General features: G+C 69.2%; 19 protein-coding genes, 1 tRNA gene and 1 pseudogene. 8 read left to right on the forward strand and 13 right to left on the reverse strand.

The window, feature by feature from the left end; translation table 11 throughout:
* Position 1: 1 nt before the first annotated feature.
* Together ABZ881_RS08200 and ABZ881_RS08205 are read right to left on the reverse strand one after the other, a co-directional pair.
* On the reverse strand, positions 2 to 199 hold the full coding sequence (locus ABZ881_RS08200) for a DUF4177 domain-containing protein (protein ID WP_344020017.1): 198 nt from the start codon (positions 197 to 199) through the stop codon (positions 2 to 4).
* 59 nt (positions 200 to 258) lie between these two features.
* Positions 259 to 1,125 carry an LLM class flavin-dependent oxidoreductase gene (locus tag ABZ881_RS08205; protein WP_358482840.1) on the reverse strand — a complete coding sequence of 289 codons (867 nt, stop codon included), beginning with the start codon at positions 1,123 to 1,125 and terminating at the stop codon, positions 259 to 261.
* A gap of 260 nt (positions 1,126 to 1,385) precedes the next feature.
* Between ABZ881_RS08205 and ABZ881_RS08210 the strand changes: the two genes are divergently transcribed.
* The 6 genes and pseudogenes from ABZ881_RS08210 (at position 1,386) to ABZ881_RS08235 (ending at position 8,014) form a co-directional block, all read left to right on the forward strand.
* On the forward strand, positions 1,386 to 3,140 hold the full coding sequence (locus tag ABZ881_RS08210; RefSeq protein WP_358482841.1) for a BCCT family transporter: 1,755 nt from the start codon (positions 1,386 to 1,388) through the stop codon (positions 3,138 to 3,140).
* A gap of 52 nt (positions 3,141 to 3,192) precedes the next feature.
* Positions 3,193 to 3,267 (forward strand) — tRNA-Ile (locus ABZ881_RS08215).
* Positions 3,268 to 3,380: 113 nt separating this feature from the next.
* A complete protein-coding gene (locus tag ABZ881_RS08220) occupies positions 3,381 to 4,619 on the forward strand; it encodes a site-specific integrase (RefSeq protein ID WP_358482843.1) in 1,239 nt (412 codons plus the stop codon).
* Between the two features lie 63 nt (positions 4,620 to 4,682).
* Positions 4,683 to 5,924, forward strand: a pseudogene (locus tag ABZ881_RS08225) (helix-turn-helix transcriptional regulator).
* Positions 5,921 to 6,514 (forward strand): flavoprotein, encoded by a 594-nt coding sequence (locus tag ABZ881_RS08230; RefSeq protein ID WP_358482845.1) that lies wholly within the window; start codon positions 5,921 to 5,923, stop codon positions 6,512 to 6,514. Before ABZ881_RS08225 ends, ABZ881_RS08230 begins: the two are co-directional and overlap by 4 nt.
* Positions 6,515 to 6,604: 90 nt before the next feature.
* A complete protein-coding gene (locus ABZ881_RS08235) occupies positions 6,605 to 8,014 on the forward strand; it encodes an IS1380 family transposase (RefSeq protein WP_358482846.1) in 1,410 nt (469 codons plus the stop codon).
* Positions 8,015 to 8,240: 226 nt separating this feature from the next.
* Here ABZ881_RS08235 and ABZ881_RS08240 read toward each other — a convergent pair whose 3' ends face one another.
* The 11 genes from ABZ881_RS08240 to ABZ881_RS08290 form a co-directional block, all read right to left on the reverse strand.
* Entirely contained in the window at positions 8,241 to 8,993 is a 753-nt protein-coding gene (locus tag ABZ881_RS08240; protein WP_358482848.1) for a FadR/GntR family transcriptional regulator, read from the reverse strand.
* 89 nt (positions 8,994 to 9,082) lie between these two features.
* Positions 9,083 to 10,075, reverse strand: a complete 993-nt coding sequence (locus tag ABZ881_RS08245; protein WP_358482850.1) for a sugar kinase — start codon at positions 10,073 to 10,075, stop codon at positions 9,083 to 9,085.
* Positions 10,072 to 10,695, reverse strand: coding sequence for a bifunctional 4-hydroxy-2-oxoglutarate aldolase/2-dehydro-3-deoxy-phosphogluconate aldolase (locus tag ABZ881_RS08250; RefSeq protein WP_358482851.1), 624 nt, complete (start codon positions 10,693 to 10,695; stop codon positions 10,072 to 10,074). Before ABZ881_RS08250 ends, ABZ881_RS08245 begins: the two co-directional genes overlap by 4 nt.
* 12 nt (positions 10,696 to 10,707) lie before the next feature.
* Positions 10,708 to 11,586: an SMP-30/gluconolactonase/LRE family protein gene (locus ABZ881_RS08255; RefSeq protein WP_358482852.1), complete on the reverse strand. Its 879-nt coding sequence runs from the start codon at positions 11,584 to 11,586 to the stop codon at positions 10,708 to 10,710.
* Between the two features lie 8 nt (positions 11,587 to 11,594).
* Positions 11,595 to 12,767 carry a mandelate racemase/muconate lactonizing enzyme family protein gene (locus tag ABZ881_RS08260; protein WP_358482855.1) on the reverse strand — a complete coding sequence of 391 codons (1,173 nt, stop codon included), beginning with the start codon at positions 12,765 to 12,767 and terminating at the stop codon, positions 11,595 to 11,597.
* Positions 12,767 to 13,468 carry a gluconate 2-dehydrogenase subunit 3 family protein gene (locus tag ABZ881_RS08265; RefSeq protein ID WP_073577959.1) on the reverse strand — a complete coding sequence of 234 codons (702 nt, stop codon included), beginning with the start codon at positions 13,466 to 13,468 and terminating at the stop codon, positions 12,767 to 12,769. Before ABZ881_RS08265 ends, ABZ881_RS08260 begins: the two co-directional genes overlap by 1 nt.
* Positions 13,469 to 13,511: 43 nt before the next feature.
* Entirely contained in the window at positions 13,512 to 15,179 is a 1,668-nt protein-coding gene (locus ABZ881_RS08270) for a GMC family oxidoreductase (protein ID WP_073577960.1), read from the reverse strand.
* A gap of 104 nt (positions 15,180 to 15,283) precedes the next feature.
* Complete coding sequence (locus ABZ881_RS08275; RefSeq protein ID WP_358482857.1) at positions 15,284 to 16,945, reverse strand: GMC family oxidoreductase; 1,662 nt, start codon at positions 16,943 to 16,945, stop codon at positions 15,284 to 15,286.
* Positions 16,945 to 17,550: a gluconate 2-dehydrogenase subunit 3 family protein gene (locus tag ABZ881_RS08280; RefSeq protein WP_161152027.1), complete on the reverse strand. Its 606-nt coding sequence runs from the start codon at positions 17,548 to 17,550 to the stop codon at positions 16,945 to 16,947. The genes ABZ881_RS08275 and ABZ881_RS08280 overlap by 1 nt, the downstream gene beginning before the upstream one ends.
* Before the next feature lie 39 nt (positions 17,551 to 17,589).
* Positions 17,590 to 18,114 (reverse strand): type 1 glutamine amidotransferase domain-containing protein, encoded by a 525-nt coding sequence (locus ABZ881_RS08285; protein WP_073577963.1) that lies wholly within the window; start codon positions 18,112 to 18,114, stop codon positions 17,590 to 17,592.
* A gap of 54 nt (positions 18,115 to 18,168) precedes the next feature.
* Entirely contained in the window at positions 18,169 to 18,870 is a 702-nt protein-coding gene (locus tag ABZ881_RS08290; protein ID WP_073577964.1) for an isochorismatase family cysteine hydrolase, read from the reverse strand.
* Between the two features lie 485 nt (positions 18,871 to 19,355).
* Here ABZ881_RS08290 and ABZ881_RS08295 point away from each other — a divergent pair, with 485 nt between their 5' ends.
* Both ABZ881_RS08295 and ABZ881_RS08300 read left to right on the forward strand, forming a co-directional pair.
* A complete protein-coding gene (locus tag ABZ881_RS08295; RefSeq protein WP_358482858.1) occupies positions 19,356 to 19,817 on the forward strand; it encodes a CBS domain-containing protein in 462 nt (153 codons plus the stop codon).
* A 31-nt stretch (positions 19,818 to 19,848) separates the two neighbouring features.
* A complete protein-coding gene (locus ABZ881_RS08300; protein WP_358482859.1) occupies positions 19,849 to 21,135 on the forward strand; it encodes an ArsB/NhaD family transporter in 1,287 nt (428 codons plus the stop codon).
* The last annotated feature ends 38 nt before the right edge of the window (positions 21,136 to 21,173 follow it).

A 21,173-nucleotide genomic window follows, 5' to 3' on the forward strand; every position in this document is an offset into this window, starting at 1 on the left:
CTCAGCGCTGCCGCTCGAAGGTGACCAGGATGCCGTCGACGCCGCCGGGGCCGATCCGGCCCTTCACCTCGACCGAGGTGATCGCCTTGAGCTGCCAGCCCTTGGCCGCGTGGTCGTTGAGGATCCGCTCCAGCTTGTCGCCGGACATCTTGCCGCCGATGAGGCCCTCGCGGAGTTCGACCACCGTGTACTCGTACATGCGGGGTGAACGAGTCCGGACCGGACACGGTTCCCGTGCGGCCGGTGGCGACCGGGCCGCTACCGGTGCGACCGCACCACCGGCCGCGGCCGCAGCAGCGGTGCGATCTCCTCGTCCGGCTCGGGGGCCTGCGGCACCGGCGCCGGATGGGCCGGCCCGGCCACCCCGAGGAAGGGCCGCACGTACCGCGCGAAGCGCTGCATGGTCTCCCGGTGCACATCGGCGGACACCGTCGACGGCTGTGCCTGCACGATCAGCTCCCCGGCCCACGGCAGGGCCGGGTCGGCGAGCAGGTCGTCGATGATCCGGCCCGGCGAGTGCCCGGCGGGGAGCGGCCGGGACAGCGCCACCCGGGCGAGGCCGCGGGCGTAGGTCCAGTACCGGGCGAGATCGGGGACGACGTCCGACCCGGGCCCGGCTGGCTTCCCGGAGAGCACCCCGAGACCGCGGTCCGCGGCGGCGTCCACCGAGGACGACGTGGCCCACCACATCCGCTGTTCGGCGAGCCCGGCGGGCAGCAGTTCCAGCAGGATGTCCAGGGCGGCGACGGTGTCGGCGTGCCGGTCGTCGTGCCGCCGGCCGAACCGCCGCGCCGCGTCGGCGTCGGCCCCGGCGCCGATGCCGAACTCCAGCCGACCGCCGGCCAGCGCGTCGAGGACGGTCGCGTCCTCGGCCAGTCGGCGCGGCTCCTCCAGCGGCAGCACGACGGTGGCGGTGCCGAGCCGGATCAGCCGGGTCCGCTCGGCGACCGCGGCGAGCAGCACCAGCGGGGACGGCAGCCGCCCGCCCAAATGGCCGTCGTGGTGCTGGGCGACCCAGAACGAGTCGTAGCCCAGCTCCTCGGCGCACACGGCCAGTTCGACGGTCTCGCGGTACGCCCGCGCCGGGTCGTCCCCGGTGACGTGGGTGAGGTAGCCGAGCCGCATCCGCAGAGGGTAGGAGGCGGGGCGCGGCACCGGACGGGTGATCCCCCGGAGCGGACCGTTGCGGAGCTGAGATGGGCGCTGGTCAGCTGTCCCGTCCGGGGTGGTCAGGGCCGTCCCGCGGCTCACTCAAAGGTGGACACCTGATCTCATATCGGACATTCTTGCGCGACTGCATCGATGCCCACCCGCCACCCGCCTCCCGACGACCTCGCCCGATGACGCCCGGCGGTGCGGGCATCGGTCGGGGGGAGGAGTTCGACGTGCACGACCTGGCGCGCAGGCTCGGCCTGCGTACGAACCCGCTGATCTTCTTCTGGTCGGCGGGCCTGATGCTGTTCATCCTGGCGCTGCTGCTGATGTTCCCGGTGCCGATCGGCGCCGCGTTCACCGCGGGCCGGGAGTGGATCACGTTCAACCTCGGCTGGTTCTTCGTGATCGGCGTGACGGCCTGGCTGGTGTTCCTGGTCTGGGCGGCGTTCTCCCGCTACGGGAACCTCAAGCTCGGCGCCGAGGGCGACAAGCCCGAGTTCACGAACCTGTCCTGGTTCGCGATGCTGTTCGCGGGCGGTATCGGCACGGTCCTGATGTTCTGGGGCGTCGCCGAGCCGATCTCACACTTCAGGAGCCCGCCGTTCGAGGGCGTCGAGCCCTACAGCGGCCAGGCCGCGCAGGACGCGATGGCGTTCTCCATGTACCACCTCAGCCTGCACACCTGGGCGATCTTCACACTCCCCGGCCTGGCGTTCGGCTTCTTCATCTACCGCTACAAGCTGCCGATGCGGGTGTCGTCGGTGTTCTACCCGCTGCTCGGGCAGAAGATCCACGGCCCGATCGGCCGGGCGATCGACATCTTCGCGGTGCTCGGCACCCTGTTCGGGCTCGCGGTCTCGGTCGGCCTGGGCACCTCCCAGATCAGCGCCGGGATCAGCGCCATGACCGGCCTGGCGGACTCGACGGAGCTGCGCGTCGGCGTCGTCCTGATCATCGCCCTGGTCGCGACCTGGTCCGTCGCCTCCGGGCTGGACCGCGGCATCAAGCGCCTGTCGAACATCAACATCCTGGCCGCGATCGGGCTGATGCTGTTCGTGCTCTTCGTCGGCGAGACGGTGTTCCTGCTCCGGCAGATGATCGAGTCGGTCGGGATCTACGCGACGCAGATCATCCCGCTGTCGTTCTGGAACGACGCGCTCTCCACCTACACCGAGGCCGACGGCTGGGGCTGGCAGGCTGGCTGGACCGTCTTCTACTGGGCGTGGACGGTCACCTGGGCGCCCTACATGGGCGTCTTCCTGGCCCGCATCTCGCGCGGCCGGACCGTGCGCGAGTTCGTGGTGGGCGTGCTCGTCGCGCCGGCCGCGTTCACCGTCGTCTGGTTCGTCGTCTTCGGCTGGTCGGCGATGGCGGCCGATGGCATCGGCGGCGAGGGCGGCCCCATCTCGGCCGCGGTCGCCGAGAGCGTGCCGCTGGCGATGTTCGCGTTCTTCGAGCAGTTCCCGCTGTCCACCGTGGTGTCCGGAATCGCGATCATCATCGTGATGCTGTTCCTGATCACCTCGGCCGACTCGGCGTCGCTGGTCGTCGACATGCTCTGCACCGGCAAGGGCGAGATGAGCCCGCTGCGCCAGCGGGTGTTCTGGGCGCTGTCGCTCGGCGGTCTCGCCGCGGCCCTGCTGCTGCTCGGCGGGGACACCGCGATCGAGGCGTTGCAGGAGGTCATCACCGTCATCGGGCTGCCGATCTTCATCCTGGTCTGCGGGATGCTGGTCGCGCTGCTCGTCGGGTTCCGCCGGGAGGTCCCGCCGCGCACCGCCGTCGTCTCCGGGCACCTGCGGGAGCAGCCGACCGAGGTCGACGCGCCGTCCCGCGAGGTCGTGAGCGGGGACTCCACGGACGGCGCGGGTGACCCCGCGGACGCCCCGGACGAGCCGGCGGTGGCCCAGGTGGGGCCGCTGGCGGACCCGCCGGAGCCGCCGTCCGACGTGCGCGGGCCGGGGAAGGCGCCGCCCGCGGAGTGAGTGAGTTGCCGGGGGAGGGGAGACCCTCCTCCGGTAACCTCCCGCGCACACCGCGGCGGTAGCTCAATTGGTCAGAGCAGCGGACTCATAACCCGTCAGGTTGCCGGTTCGAGCCCGGCCCGCCGCACAAAATCCCAGTTCACGGCCTTGCTGTTGCCGCAACTGACGCCGTAGAGTGATCCAATCACACGGAAACCCCACGGAAATTTTCCGTGGGCACGCGCGACGGACGGTTTACGGATGGCTCGACCACCGCTGCCGATGGGAACCCACGGCGAGATATGGATCAAGCAGCGTGCGGGCTCTCGGGGCGGAAGCTACGTCGCCCGCTGCAGGTTTCGGGACTTCGACGGCGTCACCCGCTGGATCGAGCGTGCCGGCTCGACGAAGGCGGCGGCGTCACGGGCCATCCAAGATGAGATCCGTACTCGGACTCGCAGCGTCGCTGTCGCGCCGCTGCGGCCGGAGCACACGTTCGAGCGTGCCGCCGAGTTGTGGCTGGGGAAGCTCGATGCGCAGGTCGCCGACGGCGCCCGCGCTGTGACGACCGCGGACCTGTACCGGCAGCGGTTGCGATCGGTGATCCTGCCGGCGATCGGGCAGTGGCGACTCTACGAGTGCACAGTGTCTCGATTCGACGGGTTCTTCGTATCGCTCTCGCCGCGGCACAGCGCCGAGTCCCGCAAGACAGTGCGGACCATCGTCTCGCTGATCCTGCGCATGGCTGCGCAGCACGAGGCAATCCCCGACAACCCGATTCGCCATCTCGACCCCATCGAGAAGGGGTCTCGGAAGCCACGGGCTCTCACCGCGGTCGAGCGGCGCCAGTTCCTCGACTGGATGACCGGTACGTCGGACGACCCCGACGAGGCACGAAGGCAGGAGAAGGCCCGCAGGCGAGACCTACCGGACATCGTGACGTTCATGATCGGAACCGGAGTCCGGATCGGCGAGGCGCTCGGGGTGCGTTGGTGCGACGTCGACCTCGAGGGTGTGCCCGTAGTCGACGGCGACACGATGCGCGCCGTCCCGATCGTCGCGATCACGGGCAACATCGTCCGTCATCGCGGGAAAGGGCTACAGCGACACGATGGCAAGACGGAAATGTCACTTCGTATCGTTCCGCTCCCGCGGTTCGTCGTGGCAATGTTGAGCTGTCGAGAGAACCACGGTCCGGAGGTGCCGGTGTTCCCTGCGGCGTCCGTGGTCGGTGGATTGGGGTGGAAGGACCCCAACAACATGGCTACCTATATTCGGGATGCCCGCAAAGCCGCCGGAATGGACTGGCCGGTCACCAGTCACACGTTCCGTAAGACGGCAGCGACGATCTGGCACGACTCGGGCATTCTCACCGATCGGCAGAAAGCGGATCTCACCGGTCACGCCAAGATCAGCACGTTGACCGACATCTACGTGGCCCGCGGAGAGCTGCACCCGGCCGGAGCCGCGGTCATGGACGCGGCGTGGGCGGATTCCTGATGTTCATCAGGGCAGCTGTGCGACAGTCCGATTCGGGACGCCGGAGCGCGGTAGCCTGAAGTGATGCGCGGAGCGGGTGACGAGATGCAGACCGGGGAGCGGATCGCGTTCTACCGGCAACGTCGCGGCTACACGCAGAGCCAGCTCGCCGGCCTCGTCGGCCGGAGCACCGACTGGCTGAGCAAGATCGAGCGTGGCGAGCGGCAGATGCGGCGTGTCGATCTCCTGACCGAACTGGCCCGCGCACTGCGGGTCACGCTCGGCGACCTCATGGGACAGCCCGTTCTCATGGAGGAGGACGAGGAACGCGACGACATCCCTGCTATCCGCGACGCGCTCATGGCGCCCGGCCGACTCTCTCGGGTCCTGTTCGCCCCGCCGAGCGATGGGCCGCAGCCCGATCTTGCTCGCGCCGAGCAACTCGCTGAGTTCTTGTGTGCCGACTAACAGCGCGGACGGATCGGCGAAGTCGTCGAGCGGCTCCCACGACTCGTTCGCGCGGCCCAGCAACTCGAGGATGCGGCTTCCGATCTCGACGACGGAGGTCGCCGGCGAGCTTGGGCAATGTCGGCCCGTACCCATCACCTGGCCGCGACCACGCTGAGCAAGGTCGGGGAGGCCGACCTGTCGTGGATGGCCGCGGAGCGTGCGATGAAGGCCGCTGACGAGGCTGACGACCCGCTCGTGCTCGCGTCCGCGGCGCGGGCGGCCACACACGCGCTGCTCGCCGTCGGTCGCTACGACGACGCCCTGAGCCTCGGTGAGACAGCGGCACACTGGTTGGGCCCGCAGGTCGCCGCAGGAGATCCGAACGCACTGAGCCTGCTCGGAATGCTGCATCTGCGCACCGCGGTAGCGGCCGCTCGCCGTCAGGACCGGGCGGTGGCGACCGAGCTGCTTGATTACGCCGAGCAATCGGCGATCCGACTAGGCGAGGACGGTAGCTACTGGCAGACCGGGTTCGGGCCGGCGAACGTCGAGCTGCACCGGCTCTCGGCCGGCCTCGATCTCGGCGACATGACATGGGTCGTGCGTCGAGGCGAGAACGTCGACGTCGCTCACCTCCCGGTCGAACGCCAGGTGACGCACCTGATCGACCTCGCGCGTGCGCTCTCCTACCTGGCCCGCGACGATGACGCGGTAGATCTCCTGCTCGAGGCCGAGCGCACGGCACCTGCCCTCGTCCGACACAGCGCCGTTGTGCGCGAAGCGGTCAAGACGATGCACCGCCGCGCCCCGGTGTCCACTGGTGCGCGGTCATCCCGGCTGCTCGGTCTCGCCCACCGCTGCCGGGCGGTCCGGTGACCGACGACCGGCCGGTCATCGGCCTGGTCGCCACAGCCGTCGGCGGGGTCGAGACGATTCGTGACTCGTTCATCGGCCCGGCCCTGGAACGTGGCTGGCGCGTGGCCGTCACTCTGACACCCACAGCAGGCAGCTGGCTATCTGACTCTGGAGAGCTCGCCGAGCTGGAGACGGCGACCGGGTTGCCAGTACGGGTCGCACCGCGAGGTCCTGACGAGCGGAGCCCGCATCCACCTGTCGACTGCTACGTCGTCGCGCCTGCCTCGGCGAACACGGTCGCCAAGCTCGCCCTCGGGATCGCCGACAACCAGGCCCTCACGACAGCCGGTGAGGCCATCGGCAATCCGGCCACCCCGGTCGTGGTCTTTCCCCGCGTGAACGCAGCCCACGCACGGCATCCGGCGTGGGAAGGGCACCTCACCACGTTGCGCGCCGGTGGTGTCCACTTGATCTACGGACCGGAGGTCTGGGCACTGCACGAGCCTCGCCAAGCTCCACCAGATCGCAAACTCCCGTGGGACACAGTTCTCACGCGCGTTGACCGCGTCATCGCCGTTAGCCCGGGGCTTTCATCGCGGTTCGCCGAGTAGGGCGTGTCATGAGGCTGGAGGGTGCCGCTGACCAGGGAGAATGGGGATTGCTGAAGTCTCCATCGGCCCAAGAGCAGGAGCACCCTCCAGGTGAAGAAGGCTAGCGGGTTCTACCCGTGCCCGGACATCGACACGGCCGCGACGGCGGTGGTGTCTCATGCCGGGACGAGACTGCTGACCGAGACCAACGCCAAGGTCGGGCTCGACCGCGCGTTGTCGGCGGCGTTGGAGCCGTGGCGCCCGCGGCTGGCGGTGCACGACCCGGCGAAGGTCCTGCTCGACCTCGCACTCACACTCGCTGCCGGTGGAGACTGCCTGTCCGACATCGCGTTGCTGCGCGCCGAGCCCGCTCTGTGCGGTCTGGTGGCCTCGGATCCGACGGTGTCACGCACCATCGACCGTCTCGCCGCCGACGCCACCGCAGCGCTGGCGGCGATCGACACTGCCCGCGCCGCGGCACGAGCCCAGGCCTGGGCACTCGCCGGGCCTGCCGCCCCCGATCACGACACCGGCGCAGCCGCGCCGCTGGTCATCGACGTGGATGCGACTCTGGTCACCGCCCACTCCGACAAGCAGGGCGCGGCACCGACGTTCAAGAAGGGCTTCGGCCACCACCCGCTGTGGGCCTTCGCCGACCACGGAGCCGCAGGCACCGGTGAGCCGCTGGCCGCACTGCTGCGCCCGGGCAACGCCGGATCGAACACCGCCGCCGACCACATCACCGTCATCCGCGCCGCGCTGCGCCAGCTCCCCGGACACAAGCCCGGCAACCGGCCCGGCCGCAAGGCCCTGATCCGGGTCGACGGAGCCGGCGCGTCCCACGAGCTGCTGGACTGGCTGCACGGGCAGCGGTTGTCCTACTCGGTCGGGTTCGGGCTGACCCAGGCCCTGGTCGACCAGCTCGCCGCCCTCCCGGCCGGCGACTGGCAGACCGCGCTGGACGCCGACCGCGAACCCCGACCCGGAGCATGGGTCATCGAGGCGACCGGCCTGATGAACCTGACCACCTGGCCGCCCGGAATGCGGGTGATCGTGCGCCGCGAGCGGCCGCACCCGGGTGCGCAGCTGCGGATCACCGACCCGGACGGGTTGCGCTACACCGCGTTCGCCACCAACACCCGCCCCGGCGGCCCGCACCGTCAGCTCGCCGACCTCGAGCTGCGCCACCGTCGCCGCGCCCGTGTCGAGGACCGCATCCGCGCCGCGAAGGACACCGGGCTGACGAACCTGCCGCTGCACGAGCTCGACCAGAACCGCATCTGGCAGGCCGTCGTCGCGCTGGCCTGCGAGATCACCGCCTGGGCCCAGCTCCTCGCCTTCACCGAGCACCCCGCTCGCCGGTGGGAACCGAAACGGCTGCGGCTGCGCCTGTTCCCGACCCCCGCCCAGCTCGCCCGTCACGCACGCCGAACCGTGCTGCACCTCTCTGCCCACTCACCCTGGTCAGAGCTTGTCCTCAACGGACTCAACCAGCTCCGCGCGCTCGCCGCTCCCGGCTGAACGCCGCCCCACCAGCCCCGACGACCAAGGAACCCGACCGGCGGGTGGACCCGGCGCACCGAGCGACCTCGGCCGAACTGTCGTGTCCCACAGGCAGAATGCCCCTCAACACCCGGCCAGCACCGGTGTCGATCATGACCCGACCTCAGGACGAAAGATCCGGGCTAGCTCCGGAATAGGCAGATATCTTTACGAAACCTCATCGCTGGCAACGCCGCGCTCGGAGCTACGTAGCTGTTGACCGCAGATTCGAGGCGGGTGAGTGACGTGGCGAGTGCGCATCCGTCAGGTTCGCGATGATATCCCGCTCGACATCGCGAATATGTTTCACAGCCGCCGTGCGCGCCTCGCGGACCCGCTTTCCGACCACCGCGTCGACGATCGCGCGGTGCCCGATGTCCGCGGTCTCCCGACGCCCCGGCAATCCGATGACCTGTCGGGAGTAGTCCACGAAAAGAGGTTCGATCGACGAGTGGAGAGTTAACAGGATCGGGTTTCTCGTGATCTTTGTGATCGTCCGATGCAGGTCGGCATCGAGCGCAACGAAGCCGTCGTCGCTCAGGTCGGGATCCGCCATCGCCGTGATGATGTCATGCAGCACGGTCGCATCGTCCGGGGTGGCGCGTTGAGCGGCGAAGCCCGCTGCGTCGCGTTCGAGGGTGATGCGGGCCTCGAAGAGTTCCGGCACCGTGTACTCGCCAAGTATCAACAGTTGTGACAGGTCGGGCGTCCGCCGTGTCTTGCTGACCACGAAGACGCCGATCCCGTGGTCCGTTCGGAGCATCCCGTTCGCCTCGACGATCCGGATCGCTTCCCTCATGGAACTGCGGCCGATGCCGAATTGCTCCGCGAGTACACGCTCCGGCGGCAATTTGTCCCCCGGTGCTAGATCTCCGCGGCCGATCATCGATTCGAGTTGCTCGGCAACGGAGTCGGCGACCTTCAGGCGGCGGACGGGTTCGATCTTGCCGTGGCTCATGCCGACCGTTCGGCCCCTTCTTGACAATAGCGCTTGTGGTCATTGGTCTGAAGAGTAGTGGTCTGGTCTCCTGGTCCGCCAGCGCGGCCCTAGACGGCGTCCGGAGGGGCCTTCGCCTGCTCACGCCGTGGGATGACCCCGTCGGGCAGGATCGCTCCGGATCCACCGACGACCTGGGCGGCGAGCAGATGGGCTGACTCGGCTGCCCGCGGCCGCGCTTCGCCTCGCAGGCGTGCGGCAATATACCCGGCGTTGAAGGAATCGCCTGCTGCGGTCGTGTCGACGACGGGGACATCGTGTCGTGCGGGTACGGACACGACGCCGCCGTCGGCCAGCACCAGGCACCCACGTTCCCCATCCTTGATGACGCATTCCGGGAGTCCGAGGCCCGCGATGCGTTGTGCGCACGCGGGGCCGTCGCGGTCGCCGAAGACGATCTGTTCGTCTGCCAGGGTGGGAAGGTAGAGGTCGGTCAGTTCGACCGTGCGCTCGATGGCCGCACGCGCATCGCCGACCGTCGGCCACCCCCGCCGCCTGAAGTTGCTGTCGAACGCGATCTTCGCGCCCCGGGCGCGGGCGGTCGAGAGGATCGACCAGAGTCGCTCCCGAGCCGACGCGGAGAGGATCTGGAGTGTGATCGCGGACAGGTAGATCAGGTCACTCGCGCCGATGGCGCGGTCGATCCGTTCCGGCCAGCCGTTGTCGAACAGGTGTCGTGCCGCGGACTCGGACCGGTGGTAGGTGAAGGTGCGTTCTCCCCGGTCGTCGGTTCGAACGAGATAGAGGCCCGGGGAATGGCCGGGTATGCGTTCGATCAGTTCGGTGCCGATACCCTCGGTCTCGATCGCTGAGACGAGTTCGCCGCTGTACCAGTCGTCGCCCACGGCGGTGACGTAGTCGATGCACACATCTCGGGCCGGCGTGCCGCGTGCCAGATAGACCGCGGTGTTGAAGGTGTCGCCGGCGAAGTCGAGTGCGAGCGTGCGGTCGCTGTGGTGGGTGAGCTCGACCATGCATTCGCCGATGACGGCCACTCGGGTCGCCGGGGTGTTCACGGAGGTGGGTCTGATGAGGTCGGTCATGAGTGTCCCGGGCCGACGAGTTCCCGCAGCTCCGATACCTTCGCCTCCAGATCGTCGGCCGCGTACAGGTCGCTACCGACTCCTACGGCGAACGCGCCAGCGTCGAGCCAGGTGGGGACCTCGCTCACGGCGATGCCGCCGGTGGGGATGATCCGGGCCCCGGGCAGGATCGAGAGCAGGGACTTCAGGTAGGGCGGTCCGCCGAGGTGGGCGGGGAATACCTTGGCGACACCACGGTCGGTGGCTTCGCCGATCTCGGCCGGCGTGGTTCCGCCCTCGATGAACAGCACGTCCTGTGCGTGAGCGGGTGCTCGGGCTGCAGCGACCGGATGCGGGCTGACCAGGAAGTCGGCGCCTCGCGCCAGCGCGCGCTCGGCGTCGGCCTCCGTGCGGACGGTGCCCAGGCCCACCAGTGCGTTCGGTGCCTCGGCCTTCACTGCGGCGAGGAGGTCGTGCCAGCCGGGGATGGTCGCGGTCACCTCGAGAACGTCCAGGCCGGCCGCGACCAGCCGTAGGGCGACGGCGTGACCGGTCTCGGCATCGGAGGTTCGCAGGACCGGAACGATCCGGGCTCTGCGTATCCGCTCGGCGCTGCGTTCCATCGCCGGGGAGAGGGACATGGGGTCCTCTTTTCAGAACGCCCGGATTCCGGGAACCCGGGTCCGGAATCGATGGAGCGTGGTGCTGGCACAGATATAGAGGGTGCGCATGTCGTCGTCGCCCCAGGTGAAGTTGGCCGTCACCTCGGGAACGCGGATGACCCCGAGCGCACTGCCCGCGGGGTCGAAGACGTGGATGCCACCCGGCCCGCAGCTGAACAGGTTCCCGGCGCTGTCGATCTTCAGGCCGTCGGGTTCACCGGTGCCGGGGCCCGTCAGCCGCGCCCAGACCGCACTGCCGGCGACGCCGCTCTCGGTCAGCGCGAACCGGCGGATGTGCATCCGCTCGGTGTCGGCCACGAAGAGATGTCGCTCGTCGAGTGACAGGCACAGCCCGTTGGGCCCTTCGACGTCATCGGTCAGCAGCTCGAGGCCATGGGCGCCGAGCCGATAGACCCCGCAGAAAGACAGCTCCCGCGACCGCGGCACGCCGTAGGGCGCGGCGCGGCCGTAGGCGGGATCGGTGAAGTAGATCGTCCCGTCACCAGCCACGACCACGTCGTTGGGGCTGTTCAGCTCTCTGCCACGGAAGCGGTCGGCCAGGGTGACCAGCGAGCCGTCGGCCTCCTGCCGGACCAGCCTGCTCGTGGCGTGCTCGCAGGTGAGCAGCCGGCCCTGCCGGTCGTAGGCGTTCCCGTTCGCCATGCGGCTGGGGTCCCGCATGACCGACAGCGCGCCGCCTGCGGACAGCCGCGACATCCGAGCGGCGGGGATGTCGCTAAACACGAGCGACCGCTCGACCGGATGCCACACCGGGCCCTCGAGGAACCGGAACCCCGTGGCCACCCGGCGCAACGGATCGTCGGCCACCACCTCGTGCAGCCGGGGGTCCCGGACCTCGAGTGCGGGCACGCCAGGGCTCACTGCGCGCCGGCAGCCGGCGTCCCGGAGGCCGACGGTCGGGCGGTGTCCGGCGAGAGGGCGAACCGCTCGTCGGCGTCCGGGGCGAGCTCGACGCCCAGCCCGGGCGCGTCCTGCGCGGACAGGTACCCGTCCTTCACCACCAACGGGTCGATCAGCATCCCGTCCCAGCCCGGCCCGCCGTAGGCGTCGACCTCGATCAACGGGGTGTTCTCGCAGGCCAGGATCATGTGCAGACCGGCGGCCAGCGCGATCCCGGTGCCGGAGGAGCAGGCGATGTGCGGGATGCAGCTGAGGTTCCAGGTGCTGGCCATGTCGGCCACCCGCTTGGCCTCGGAGATCCCGCCGACGCTCGTGGCGTCGGGCTGCAGGATGTCGAAGGTCCGCCGGGTGAGCAGATCGATGAACTCGAAGCGGGTCAACAGCGATTCGCCGCCCGAGAGCTGCAGAGACACCCGGTCGGCCAGCCACGTGTGGTCGTCGGCGTACTGGGTCAGGCTGCGCGCGAGGATCGGCTCCTCGAGCCACGCCACCTGCAATCCCTCGAGTTCTCGGGCGAGCTGCAGCGCCCCGCGCCGGTCGTAGGACATGTTGGCGTCCACACCGAGGTCGATGCCGGCGCCGACGGCGTCGCGCACCGAGCCGACCAGCTCGACGGCGTCGCCGATGTCCCCGAGGACCCGCAGCTTCATCGCGGTGTAGCCGTCGGCCACCGCACGTCGAGCCTCCTCGACGATCTGGTCCACCGGCTTGACCGAGGGTGCGAAATAGGCGCGCACCGTATGCTTGGAGGATCCCAACAAGCGGTGCACCGGCTGGTCGGAGATCTTGCCCAGCAGGTCCCACAGCGCGATGTCGATGCCGCTGAGCGCGTAGGTCTCGATACCGCGGCGCCCCCACATGTGGGTTGCGTCGAGCATCTGCTGCCAGAGGGCCCCGATGTCGCGTGGGTCCTGGCCGACGAGCATCGGTGCCAGTTGCTGGTTGATGATCGGGCCGACGGTCGGGAAGTACTCCGAGGAGAACCCCGCTTCTCCGATCCCGACCAGACCCTCGTCGGTGGTGACCCGTACGACGATGCCGCCCTTCGAGGTGACCACCATGGCGCCCCACCGAAGTGGTTCGTCCAGCGGTGTCCCGAGTGGCCTCGCCTCGACACTGGTGATTCGCATCAGCCGACCTTTCCGAGATGCGGGACGAGCTCGTTCCAGTCGTAGTCACCGACATGGAAGAACTCCGTCGTGCTGTAGGTGCCGTCCATCGTGTCCTTCAGAGTCGTGGGGCCGGGAAAGCCGATGACGTCCCAGCCGACTCGGTTGCGGTTGCCGCCGTAGACGGGGTCGCAGTAGAAGCCCTGCCGGGTGTGCAGGCACAGCGCCTCGAAGAAGGGCAGCCCCTGGTCGAACACGCCCTGTAGGAAGGTCCGGACCGCCTCGCTCGTGCCCAGCGTGACCGGCCCGGGCTTGGCAGAACCGGACAGCGCTTCCAGCACGGTGTCCTGCTCGGACTCCGTGAGCGCGACGAACCGCCGGTCGAAGTGTTCTTCGGCGAGCGCGTCGAGTGTCCGGATGCCCTCACGGTAGGTCCGCTGCATGTCCGACATCCGGGCCCGCCACGCGTCGGCGAACTTGCCGGTCAGCTTGAGGAACCCGCTGCCGTCGGCGGCGGCGAAGATGTAGTCGATACCCGAGAGATAACGGTCGAGGAACACGACCACCCGCGCCTCGCGGGCACCCGGGTCGTGGTCCGTGGGGATGATGCGGGCGGTGGCCGCCTCGATCGTGTCCCACTCGTGGTCGGTGAAGAACAGTCGCTCGTCGGAATCGGGATCGATCGGGGAACCGACGACCTCCCAGTCGGCCTTCAGCGTCATGACGTCCTCCTTTCCGTGGGTGGAGCTTCGGGAGTGGTGGATTTCAGTCGAGCGTGATGTGCTCGTCGCGGCCTTTGGACCAGACGTCGCTGATGTATTCCGACACGCGCCAGGCGTTGGCCATCATCGTCAGCGTGGGGTTGACCCCGGTGGAGCTCGGGAAGCAGGACCCGTCGACGACGAAGAGGTTGTCCACGTCATGGGACTGGCACCACTCGTTCAGCACGGTCGTGGACGGGTCGGTTCCCATCCGGGCCGTGCCGTGCTGGTGGCAGGTGTTGCCGGTCATCCGGTCCAGGTAGACCGGCACCGTCTTGCTCGCGCCGGCGACCTGCAGGATCTCCGCGTTCTTGTCGACCTGCCACTTGCTCATGGCCACGTCGTTGGCGTGGGGCTTGTGCGTGATCCTGGCGACCGGCAGGCCCCAGGCGTCCTTGACCGTCGGGTCGAGGTCGACACGATTCGACTCGACCGGCATGTCGTGCAGGATCGCCCCGATCTTCATCGCGAAGTTGAAGTAGCTGCGGTCGGCGTCCTTGAGCGACTGACCCCACGTCGGCCGGCCGGGAAAGACCCAGTTGATCGGATGACAGGTCTGCGAGGCAGAGATGAGGCAGCCGCCGATGTGGCCGCGATTCTCGTCGGTCTCGTAGAACTCGAAGGTGCCTCCCGAGATGTAGTTGCCGGCCCAACCGTGCAGCGGGTCGTCGATCTCCTGGTCGAACAGGCCCACCGCGAAGACGTATTCGTGGAAGGTCGCGTTCTTGCCGACCATGCCGCTGGAGTTGCCCAGGCCGTCGGGGAACCGCGGGGACGTCGACATCAGCATAAGCCGGGCGGACTCGATCGCGCCGAGACCGAGCACGACCACCTTCGCCTCCTGCGCGGTCTCGACGCCGTCCGGGTCCACGTAGACGACACCGGTGGCCCGGCCGTCCTTGCCGACGGTGATCTCGCGGACGAAGGACTCCGAGCGGAGCTCGAAGTTCCCGGTGGCCACGGCCTCCGGGATGAACGTGGTCAGCGTGTTCGAGCGCGCGGTACTCGGGTCGCCGTACTGATTCCAGAAGCTGGTGGTGTTGAACGGGTCCCGGCCCTTGTGGTCGTGGGTGACCATCGCGTGCGGGATCGGGAAGCCGTTGACGCCCATCTCGTTGCAGGCGTCGTAGAAGCGCTTGCCGAACTTCGTCGGGCGCAGCGGCACACTCGGGTAGCCCTTGCTCCGGAAGGGCTCGTACTTGTCCGCCCCGGCGATGCCGGAGATCCCGAACTCCCACTCCACCTTGGTCAGGTAGGGCTCGAGGTGCTCGTACCGAATCGGCCAGTCCGCCAGGCTCGCACCGTCGAGGTCCCCGTGCAGGCTGCGCTGCAGGAAGTCCGACTCGCGCGGCCGCGGCACCCAGCCCGCCCAGTGGTTCGTGCCGCCGCCGACGAGCTGCGGGGTGGGCGAGAACGGGAAGCGCTCGGCCTCCGAGGTCTCGTCGTGGCGCAGGGTGCGGGGAAACAGGTTCGGGTCCGGCCACAGGTAGTTGCGGTTGACGAACTTGAGCTCGTCGCCGGAGTAGTGGTCCTTCGCGGACAACCACGGGCCGCGGTCGAAGCCGACGACCTTGAGGCCGGCCTCGCTGAGCACCTTCGCGGCCGTGGCACCGGTGGCCCCGAGCCCGACGACGATCGCGTCGACCGGCTCGGGTTTCTTGGCGTGATGCACGTGCCTTCCTCTCCACGCCGGCAGCGGTGCCGGCGCATGATGGCGTGCGCCGGCCCGAGGGAGATCGCCCTCGGGCGCGGGAACGGGTGGGGCGGACAGCGGCGCTACAGCGCGGGCGCGTCCGCGTTGCTCGGGGTGATCGTCTGCGACGCGATGTCCCGGTGGCGGCGCTTGATGTACTCCGCGGCGCGGACCGCGACGGCCTGCAGCGTGCTGGTGGGGTTGACCGCGGCACCCGTGGTGAGCGAGCTGGCATCGGTGATGAACAGGTTGGGCACGTCCCAGGTCTGGTTCCACTTGTTCGTGACCGAGTCCTCGGGAGTGTTGCCCATCCGGCAGGTACCCATGATGTGCCAACCGGGCGGTGGCGCGTCGATCCCGCCGATGCCGCTCGTGGTGGTGTCGATGACGCCACCGGCGGCGTCCGCGGCCTCGCGGGCGCGCTGCTGGCCCCACTCGACGAGCCTGCGGTCGTTCTCGTGCAGCTCGTAGTGGACGTGCGGCGCGGGCAGCCCGCTGGAGTCCCGCACGTCGGGATCGAGGGTGACCCGGTTGGTGCGCACCGGCAGGTCCTCGCCCTGCACGTAGATCAGCGCGTGCCGGCCGAAGTGCTCGTCGAAGAAGCTGCGGTGCCCGGCGCCCCAGGGCGCGAGGTTGCCGGTGTTCGTCCCGAGCGCGCTGGTCGCGGCGCCCAGAGAGGTGCCGACCTGGAGCGAGAAGCCGTTGACGAAGCCCCGGGACGGGTCGCTGTCGTAGAACTCCTGGCTGTAGAGCACGGCGGGCTCCGGGCCCTTGAAGCCCTCGAGCGGCTCGTCGAACCAGAAGTCCACGAAGGACCAGCTGTGGTACATCAAGTGCGTGCCGACCAGGCCGTTGGAGTTGGCCAGCCCGTCCGGGTGGCCCTGCTGCGCGGACATCAGCAGCAGCCGGGGGGTGCCGATGGAGTTCGCGGCGACCACCACGATCCCGGCCCGCACCTCGTGCCGCTGCCCGGTCACCCGGTCGATGTAGGTGGCGCCGGTGGCCCGGCCGTTCTTCGCGTTGATCTGCTCGACCCGGGCGTTCACGCGAAGGTCGACGCCGTTGCGCAGGGCCGCCGGCCAGTACGACACGTCGGTCGAGGCGATCGAGTGCCGGGGGCAGCCCGCGAGGCAGAAGCCGCAGTCGTTGCACGCGAGCCGGTTGTCCTTGGTGCGGGTGAGGATCGCGTTGTCGGCGGGCCACCAGTGCCAGCCGAGCTTGTCGAAGCCCGAGCCCATCTTGTGCCCGACCTTGCCGCCGCGGCTGGCCGGGCCCCACCCCTCGGGGCGTGCCGGGTTGCCGGGGTCGCCGGTCCGGCGGGCCACGCCGATCTCGGCGTCGTTGATCGCGTAGAACGGCTCGAGCTCCTCGTAGGAGATCGGCCAGTCGATGGTGCCCTCGATGCCGTGCTCGGTGCCCTTGCGGAAGTCGACCGGCTTGAACCGGGGCCAGGCCGCCGCATAGTGCAGCGTCGAGCCGCCCACCCCGGTGAAGGTGTACGGGGTCGTGTTGCCGGTGACCGGGTAGTCCTCGGGGAACTTACGGACGTTGGGCTCGAACGACCAGCTGCGCTTGCGCTCGAGCTCCCAACCGTCGTACATGTGCGGGTGGTCCATCGCGTGGACCCAGTCGCCCTGCTCGAGGCAGACGACCTTGATGCCGGCGTCGCTGAGCCGCTTGCTCACCGCTCCACCGCCGGCGCCGGCCCCGATCACCAGGACGTCGGTCTCCGTGTACGCCGCCATCAGTTCTCTCCTGCTTCCCGGGCCTGCCGTGCCGAACACATCGGGAGGTCGGCGGGGATCGCGACCCGTCGCACCTCCTCGGTCCGGATGTAGGTGCCGCGCACCCGGCTCAGCAGCTCGTCGTCCCAGTCGTCCATGACGTCGGAGTAGCCGTAGGGCTGGGGGCTGTTGCGGTAGTCCCGGCCCGCGGGCAGGCGGTTGACGGCCCGGATGACCTCGGGCCGGGAGTAGTACGCGTGGTAGACGACGTCCCGCAGACGCGTGAAGAACTCCTGCTCGTCGCGCTCCAGCCCTTCCAGGACCGTCACGCGCTGCGCCGAGGTGGCGTCGGCGAACTCCTGCCCGAGCCCGTCGAGCCGGGCCCGGAAGTCGTCCTCGCCGAGGAACGGGAACCACCTGGGTTCCAGCCCCGACGGCGTCACGTACCGGCCGATGAACGAGATCACGTCGACCTCGCTGGGCGGCGGGAAGCCGTCGCCACCCGGGATGAGCTCGTCCGCCGCGGCGTTCAGCACCGCGGCCTGCGTCTCGGTCAGCCGGACCCCGGGCAGCCAGCCGCCCAGGGGCGGCTTGGCGTCGCGCGCGGTCACGCTCAGATCCGTCACGTTCCCTCTCCTTTGCGGGACGTCGTCGACCCCCTCGGGTCAGGCGCGCTCGAGATAGCTGACGATCGCCCGGCCGAAGTCGGGCAGATCGACCGGCGTGCGGGAGGTGATGACGTTGCCGTCCTCGACCACCGGCGCGTCGACCCAGGTGCCTCCGGCGTTCTCGACGTCGGTCTTGATCGGCAGGTAGCCGGTGATCTTGCGGCCCTTGGTGGCCCCCGCGGAGGCGAGCATCCAACCGCCGTGACAGATCGCGGCGACCAGCTTGCCGGACTCGTAGGCGTCCTTCACCAGGTCGATCATCTCGGGGTGCAGGCGCATGTTGTCCGGCGCGAATCCGCCGGGGATGACCACCGCGTCGAAGTCGGCGGCCGAGACCTCGGAGGCAGCAGCGTCCGCCTCCATCGGGTAGTGCTCCTTGCTCTCGTAGCTGCCCTTGGTGCCGCTACCGATCACCTTCACATCGGCACCGGCCTCCTGGAGACGCAGGTGGGGATACCAGCCCTCGAGAATCTGGTACTCGTCCTCGATCAGCAGGGCGACCTTCTTACCGGAAATCGACATGTCACGTCCTCGCGTTCGTCGTTCGTCGGGGGAATACGAAGTCTCGTGTCCCGCTCAAGCGTCGATCATCTTCAGGAACTCGATGCTGGTGCGCACGTCGCCGTGGTTGGCCTGGATCTGGCGCAGCGCCTCCCAGTGCTGACCGAAGCCCATCGGGTCGTCCTTGCCGGACGGAATGGCTGCCGTGGTGTCGGCCAGTACGACGATCTTGAAATCCTGGTTGGCCCCGTCGATCGCGGTAGCGATCTGACAGTTGCCGGTGGACAGGCCCGCGACCACGAGGGTGTCGCAGCCGGCCTTGCGCATGTATTCGGTCAGCGCTGTCCCGTAGAACGAGCTGAAACGGTGCTTGCGGAACACCGGCTCGTCCGGGAGCGGCTTGAGCTCGTCGACCAGCTCGTCGCCCCCGTTACCCCAGGCTCCCGGGAACTGCGCCAGCGCGCCCTGCAGGCCCCACTTCACGTCGGCGAAACCGGCGTCCTTGCCGTCAGGGCGCAGCCCCCACAACGACCACACCACGGGAATGCCCTTGGAACGGCAAGCTTCCAGGACGTTGACGACCGGCTGTACGACGTCCTTGCCCTCGGGGGCACCGCCGGTGCTGGGGATGTACATGGCACCACCGGGCTGCGCACAAGCCTTCTGCATGTCCAGGACCAGAAGCATCGTCTTCGTCGGATCGATCACCGGCGCTACCCAGGCCGAGCGGTCGATGTGCGTGTCGATGTGGGTGTAGGTGTAGTCGAGCGAGGACATCGTTGCTCCTTTGCATTGACGTGAATGTCGAGAGGACAGGGACGGCAACCCGACCCGAGCGCGCCCTACGCACCGGACCGAGGAGCGATCTCAGGTGACCAGGTGGTCTGATCACAAGATAACCGGATCATAGCTCGGGATGTCAACAGCCAGATCGTCCGGTCAGCCCGAGCGGCGGGGCCGCCGGGCGGAGTCCGGTGCCACGTCGCGCACCGGTTCGGCACGTCGGTCTCGGTGACAGCACGGGTCAGGTCCGCGCGATCGTCTCGCGCAGACCCGCCACGCACCCGGCGACGGCCTGCCGTCGTGGCCCGGCCGCGCTCAGGATCGACGGGCGTGCGGGCGCACCCGTATCCGTGCCACCCTGCGCACCTCGGGGGTGACCGTGGGAACCCAGGGGCGGATGCTTGCGATGGCGACCGGCGCGCGCCTGCCCGGTGGCCTCGGGAGCACGGGGGGCGAGGCATGCGCGAGGGAGTGCGGTCATGAGAGCCCACGACATCGTCGACGACGTACCGACGGTCACCGCCGACGACCCGGTCGCCGCCGCGGTACGGCTGATGGCCCGCTCCCGGCTGCCGGGCCTGATCGTCGTCGACCCGCGGTCGGTACCGGTCCGGGTGCTGCCGGGCACCCATGTGCTGCGCATGACGGTGCCCCGCAGCCATCAGGTGCACCCGTCGCTCGCGCGGACGATCGACGAGGCGCACGCGGACCTGTTCTGGCAGGAGCTCGGCGACCGCACGGTCGGGGAGTGCCTGCCGGAGCGGCCGGACCGGATGGCCGTGGTCACCCTGGACGCGACCCTGCTGGAGGCGGTGGCACTGATGGGTCAGGTGCGCAGCCCGCTGCTCGCGGTGGTCGACGAGGACGGGCGGCTCGTCGGCGGGGTCGTGCTCGAGCGGTTGCTCGCCGCGCTCGACCACGCGGCACCACCCGCGGACTAAGCCACACCGGGCCACGGTCGGGACACCGGTCATGAGCGCGCTGCTTGCGCTGGGCATCTTCGCGGTCGCGTTCTTCTTCATCGCCACCGAGAAGGCCGACAAGGTCCGGACCGTGCTGATCGCGGCCGGGGTGATGACGGCGCTCGGTCTGGCCCCGGGCGCGGCCGTGTTCTTCTCCGAGCAGGACGGCATCGACTGGAACGTCATCTTCCTGCTGTTCGGGATGATGGTCATCGTCGGCGTGATCAAGCAGACCGGCCTGTTCGACTTCCTGGCCATCTGGGCCGCGAAGCGGTCCCGGGGGCGCCCGTACCGGCTCATGGTGATGCTGATGGTGATCACCGCCGTCGCCTCGCCGTTCCTGGACAACGTCACGATCATCATGCTCATCGTCCCGGTCACCGTCGTGGTGTGCGACCGGCTGCGGGTCCGGGCCCAGCCCTACATCATCGCCGAGGTGCTGGCGTCGAACATCGGTGGTGCGGCCACCTTGATCGGCGACCCCCCGAACATCATCATCGGCAGCCGGGCCGGGCTGTCGTTCAACGACTTCCTGGTGCACATGGCACCGATCGTGGCGCTGGTCTTCGTGGTGTTCGTGCTGCTGACCCGGATCCTGTTCCGCAAGGAGTTCGAGTACAAGCCGAACCAGGCCGCCGAGGTGATGACGCTCAACGAGCGCCGGGCCATCACCGACCCGCGCCTGCTCGTGCGCAGCCTGTGCGTGCTGGTGCTGGTGGTGGCCGGGTTCGGGCTGCACACCGTGCTGCATCTGGAACCGTCGATCGTCGCCCTGCTCGGGGCCGGGGTGATGCTGCTGGTGACGCGGGCCGACGTGCAGGAGACGCTGGCCGAGGTCGAGTGGCCGACGCTGGTGTTCTTCGTGGGCCTGTTCGTGATGGTCGCCGGGCTGAGCCACACCGGGGTCATCGAGACGATCGGCACCTGGTCGGTGCAGGTCGTCGGCGGCGACTACTTCGCCGCGGCCACCGCGCTGATCTTCGGCTCGGCCGTGCTGGGCGCGTTCTTCGACAACATCCCCTACGCCGCCACGATGGCCCCGATCGTCGAGGAGCTCGTGGCCGGCGTGCCGGACCAGGAGACGGGCGAGGCCCTCTGGTGGTCGTTCGCACTGGGGGCCGACTTCGGCGGGAACGGGACCGCGGTGGCCGCCAGCGCGAACGTGGTGGCGATCGGGATGGCGGCGCGCACCGGACACCGGATCTCGTTCTGGCAGTTCACCCGGTACGGCATCGTCGTGACACTGCTCAGCACCGTGATGGCTTGGGTCTACGTGGCCCTGCGCTACTTCGTGTGACGGGGTGTGTCAGGTCCGTCGCACCCGTCGAGCAGCGC

Source organism: Pseudonocardia sp. NPDC046786, from assembly GCF_040645415.1.
GTDB classification, from domain to species: domain Bacteria; phylum Actinomycetota; class Actinomycetes; order Mycobacteriales; family Pseudonocardiaceae; genus Pseudonocardia; species Pseudonocardia kongjuensis.

Bases quoted from the DNA above. Each gene is read 5' to 3' on its own strand.
- ABZ881_RS08200 (WP_344020017.1), bottom strand. From the start codon at position 199: ATGTACGAGTACACGGTGGTCGAACTCCGCGAGGGCCTCATCGGCGGC.
- ABZ881_RS08205 (WP_358482840.1), bottom strand. From the start codon at position 1,125: ATGCGGCTCGGCTACCTCACCCACGTCACCGGGGACGACCCGGCGCGG.
- ABZ881_RS08220 (WP_358482843.1), top strand. From the start codon at position 3,381: ATGGCTCGACCACCGCTGCCGATGGGAACCCACGGCGAGATATGGATC.
- ABZ881_RS08240 (WP_358482848.1), bottom strand. From the start codon at position 8,993: ATGAGCCACGGCAAGATCGAACCCGTCCGCCGCCTGAAGGTCGCCGAC.
- ABZ881_RS08245 (WP_358482850.1), bottom strand. From the start codon at position 10,075: ATGACCGACCTCATCAGACCCACCTCCGTGAACACCCCGGCGACCCGA.
- ABZ881_RS08250 (WP_358482851.1), bottom strand. From the start codon at position 10,695: ATGTCCCTCTCCCCGGCGATGGAACGCAGCGCCGAGCGGATACGCAGA.
- ABZ881_RS08260 (WP_358482855.1), bottom strand. From the start codon at position 12,767: ATGCGAATCACCAGTGTCGAGGCGAGGCCACTCGGGACACCGCTGGAC.
- ABZ881_RS08265 (WP_073577959.1), bottom strand. From the start codon at position 13,468: ATGACGCTGAAGGCCGACTGGGAGGTCGTCGGTTCCCCGATCGATCCC.
- ABZ881_RS08275 (WP_358482857.1), bottom strand. From the start codon at position 16,945: ATGGCGGCGTACACGGAGACCGACGTCCTGGTGATCGGGGCCGGCGCC.
- ABZ881_RS08285 (WP_073577963.1), bottom strand. From the start codon at position 18,114: ATGTCGATTTCCGGTAAGAAGGTCGCCCTGCTGATCGAGGACGAGTAC.
- ABZ881_RS08290 (WP_073577964.1), bottom strand. From the start codon at position 18,870: ATGTCCTCGCTCGACTACACCTACACCCACATCGACACGCACATCGAC.
- ABZ881_RS08295 (WP_358482858.1), top strand. From the start codon at position 19,356: ATGAGAGCCCACGACATCGTCGACGACGTACCGACGGTCACCGCCGAC.
- ABZ881_RS08300 (WP_358482859.1), top strand. From the start codon at position 19,849: ATGAGCGCGCTGCTTGCGCTGGGCATCTTCGCGGTCGCGTTCTTCTTC.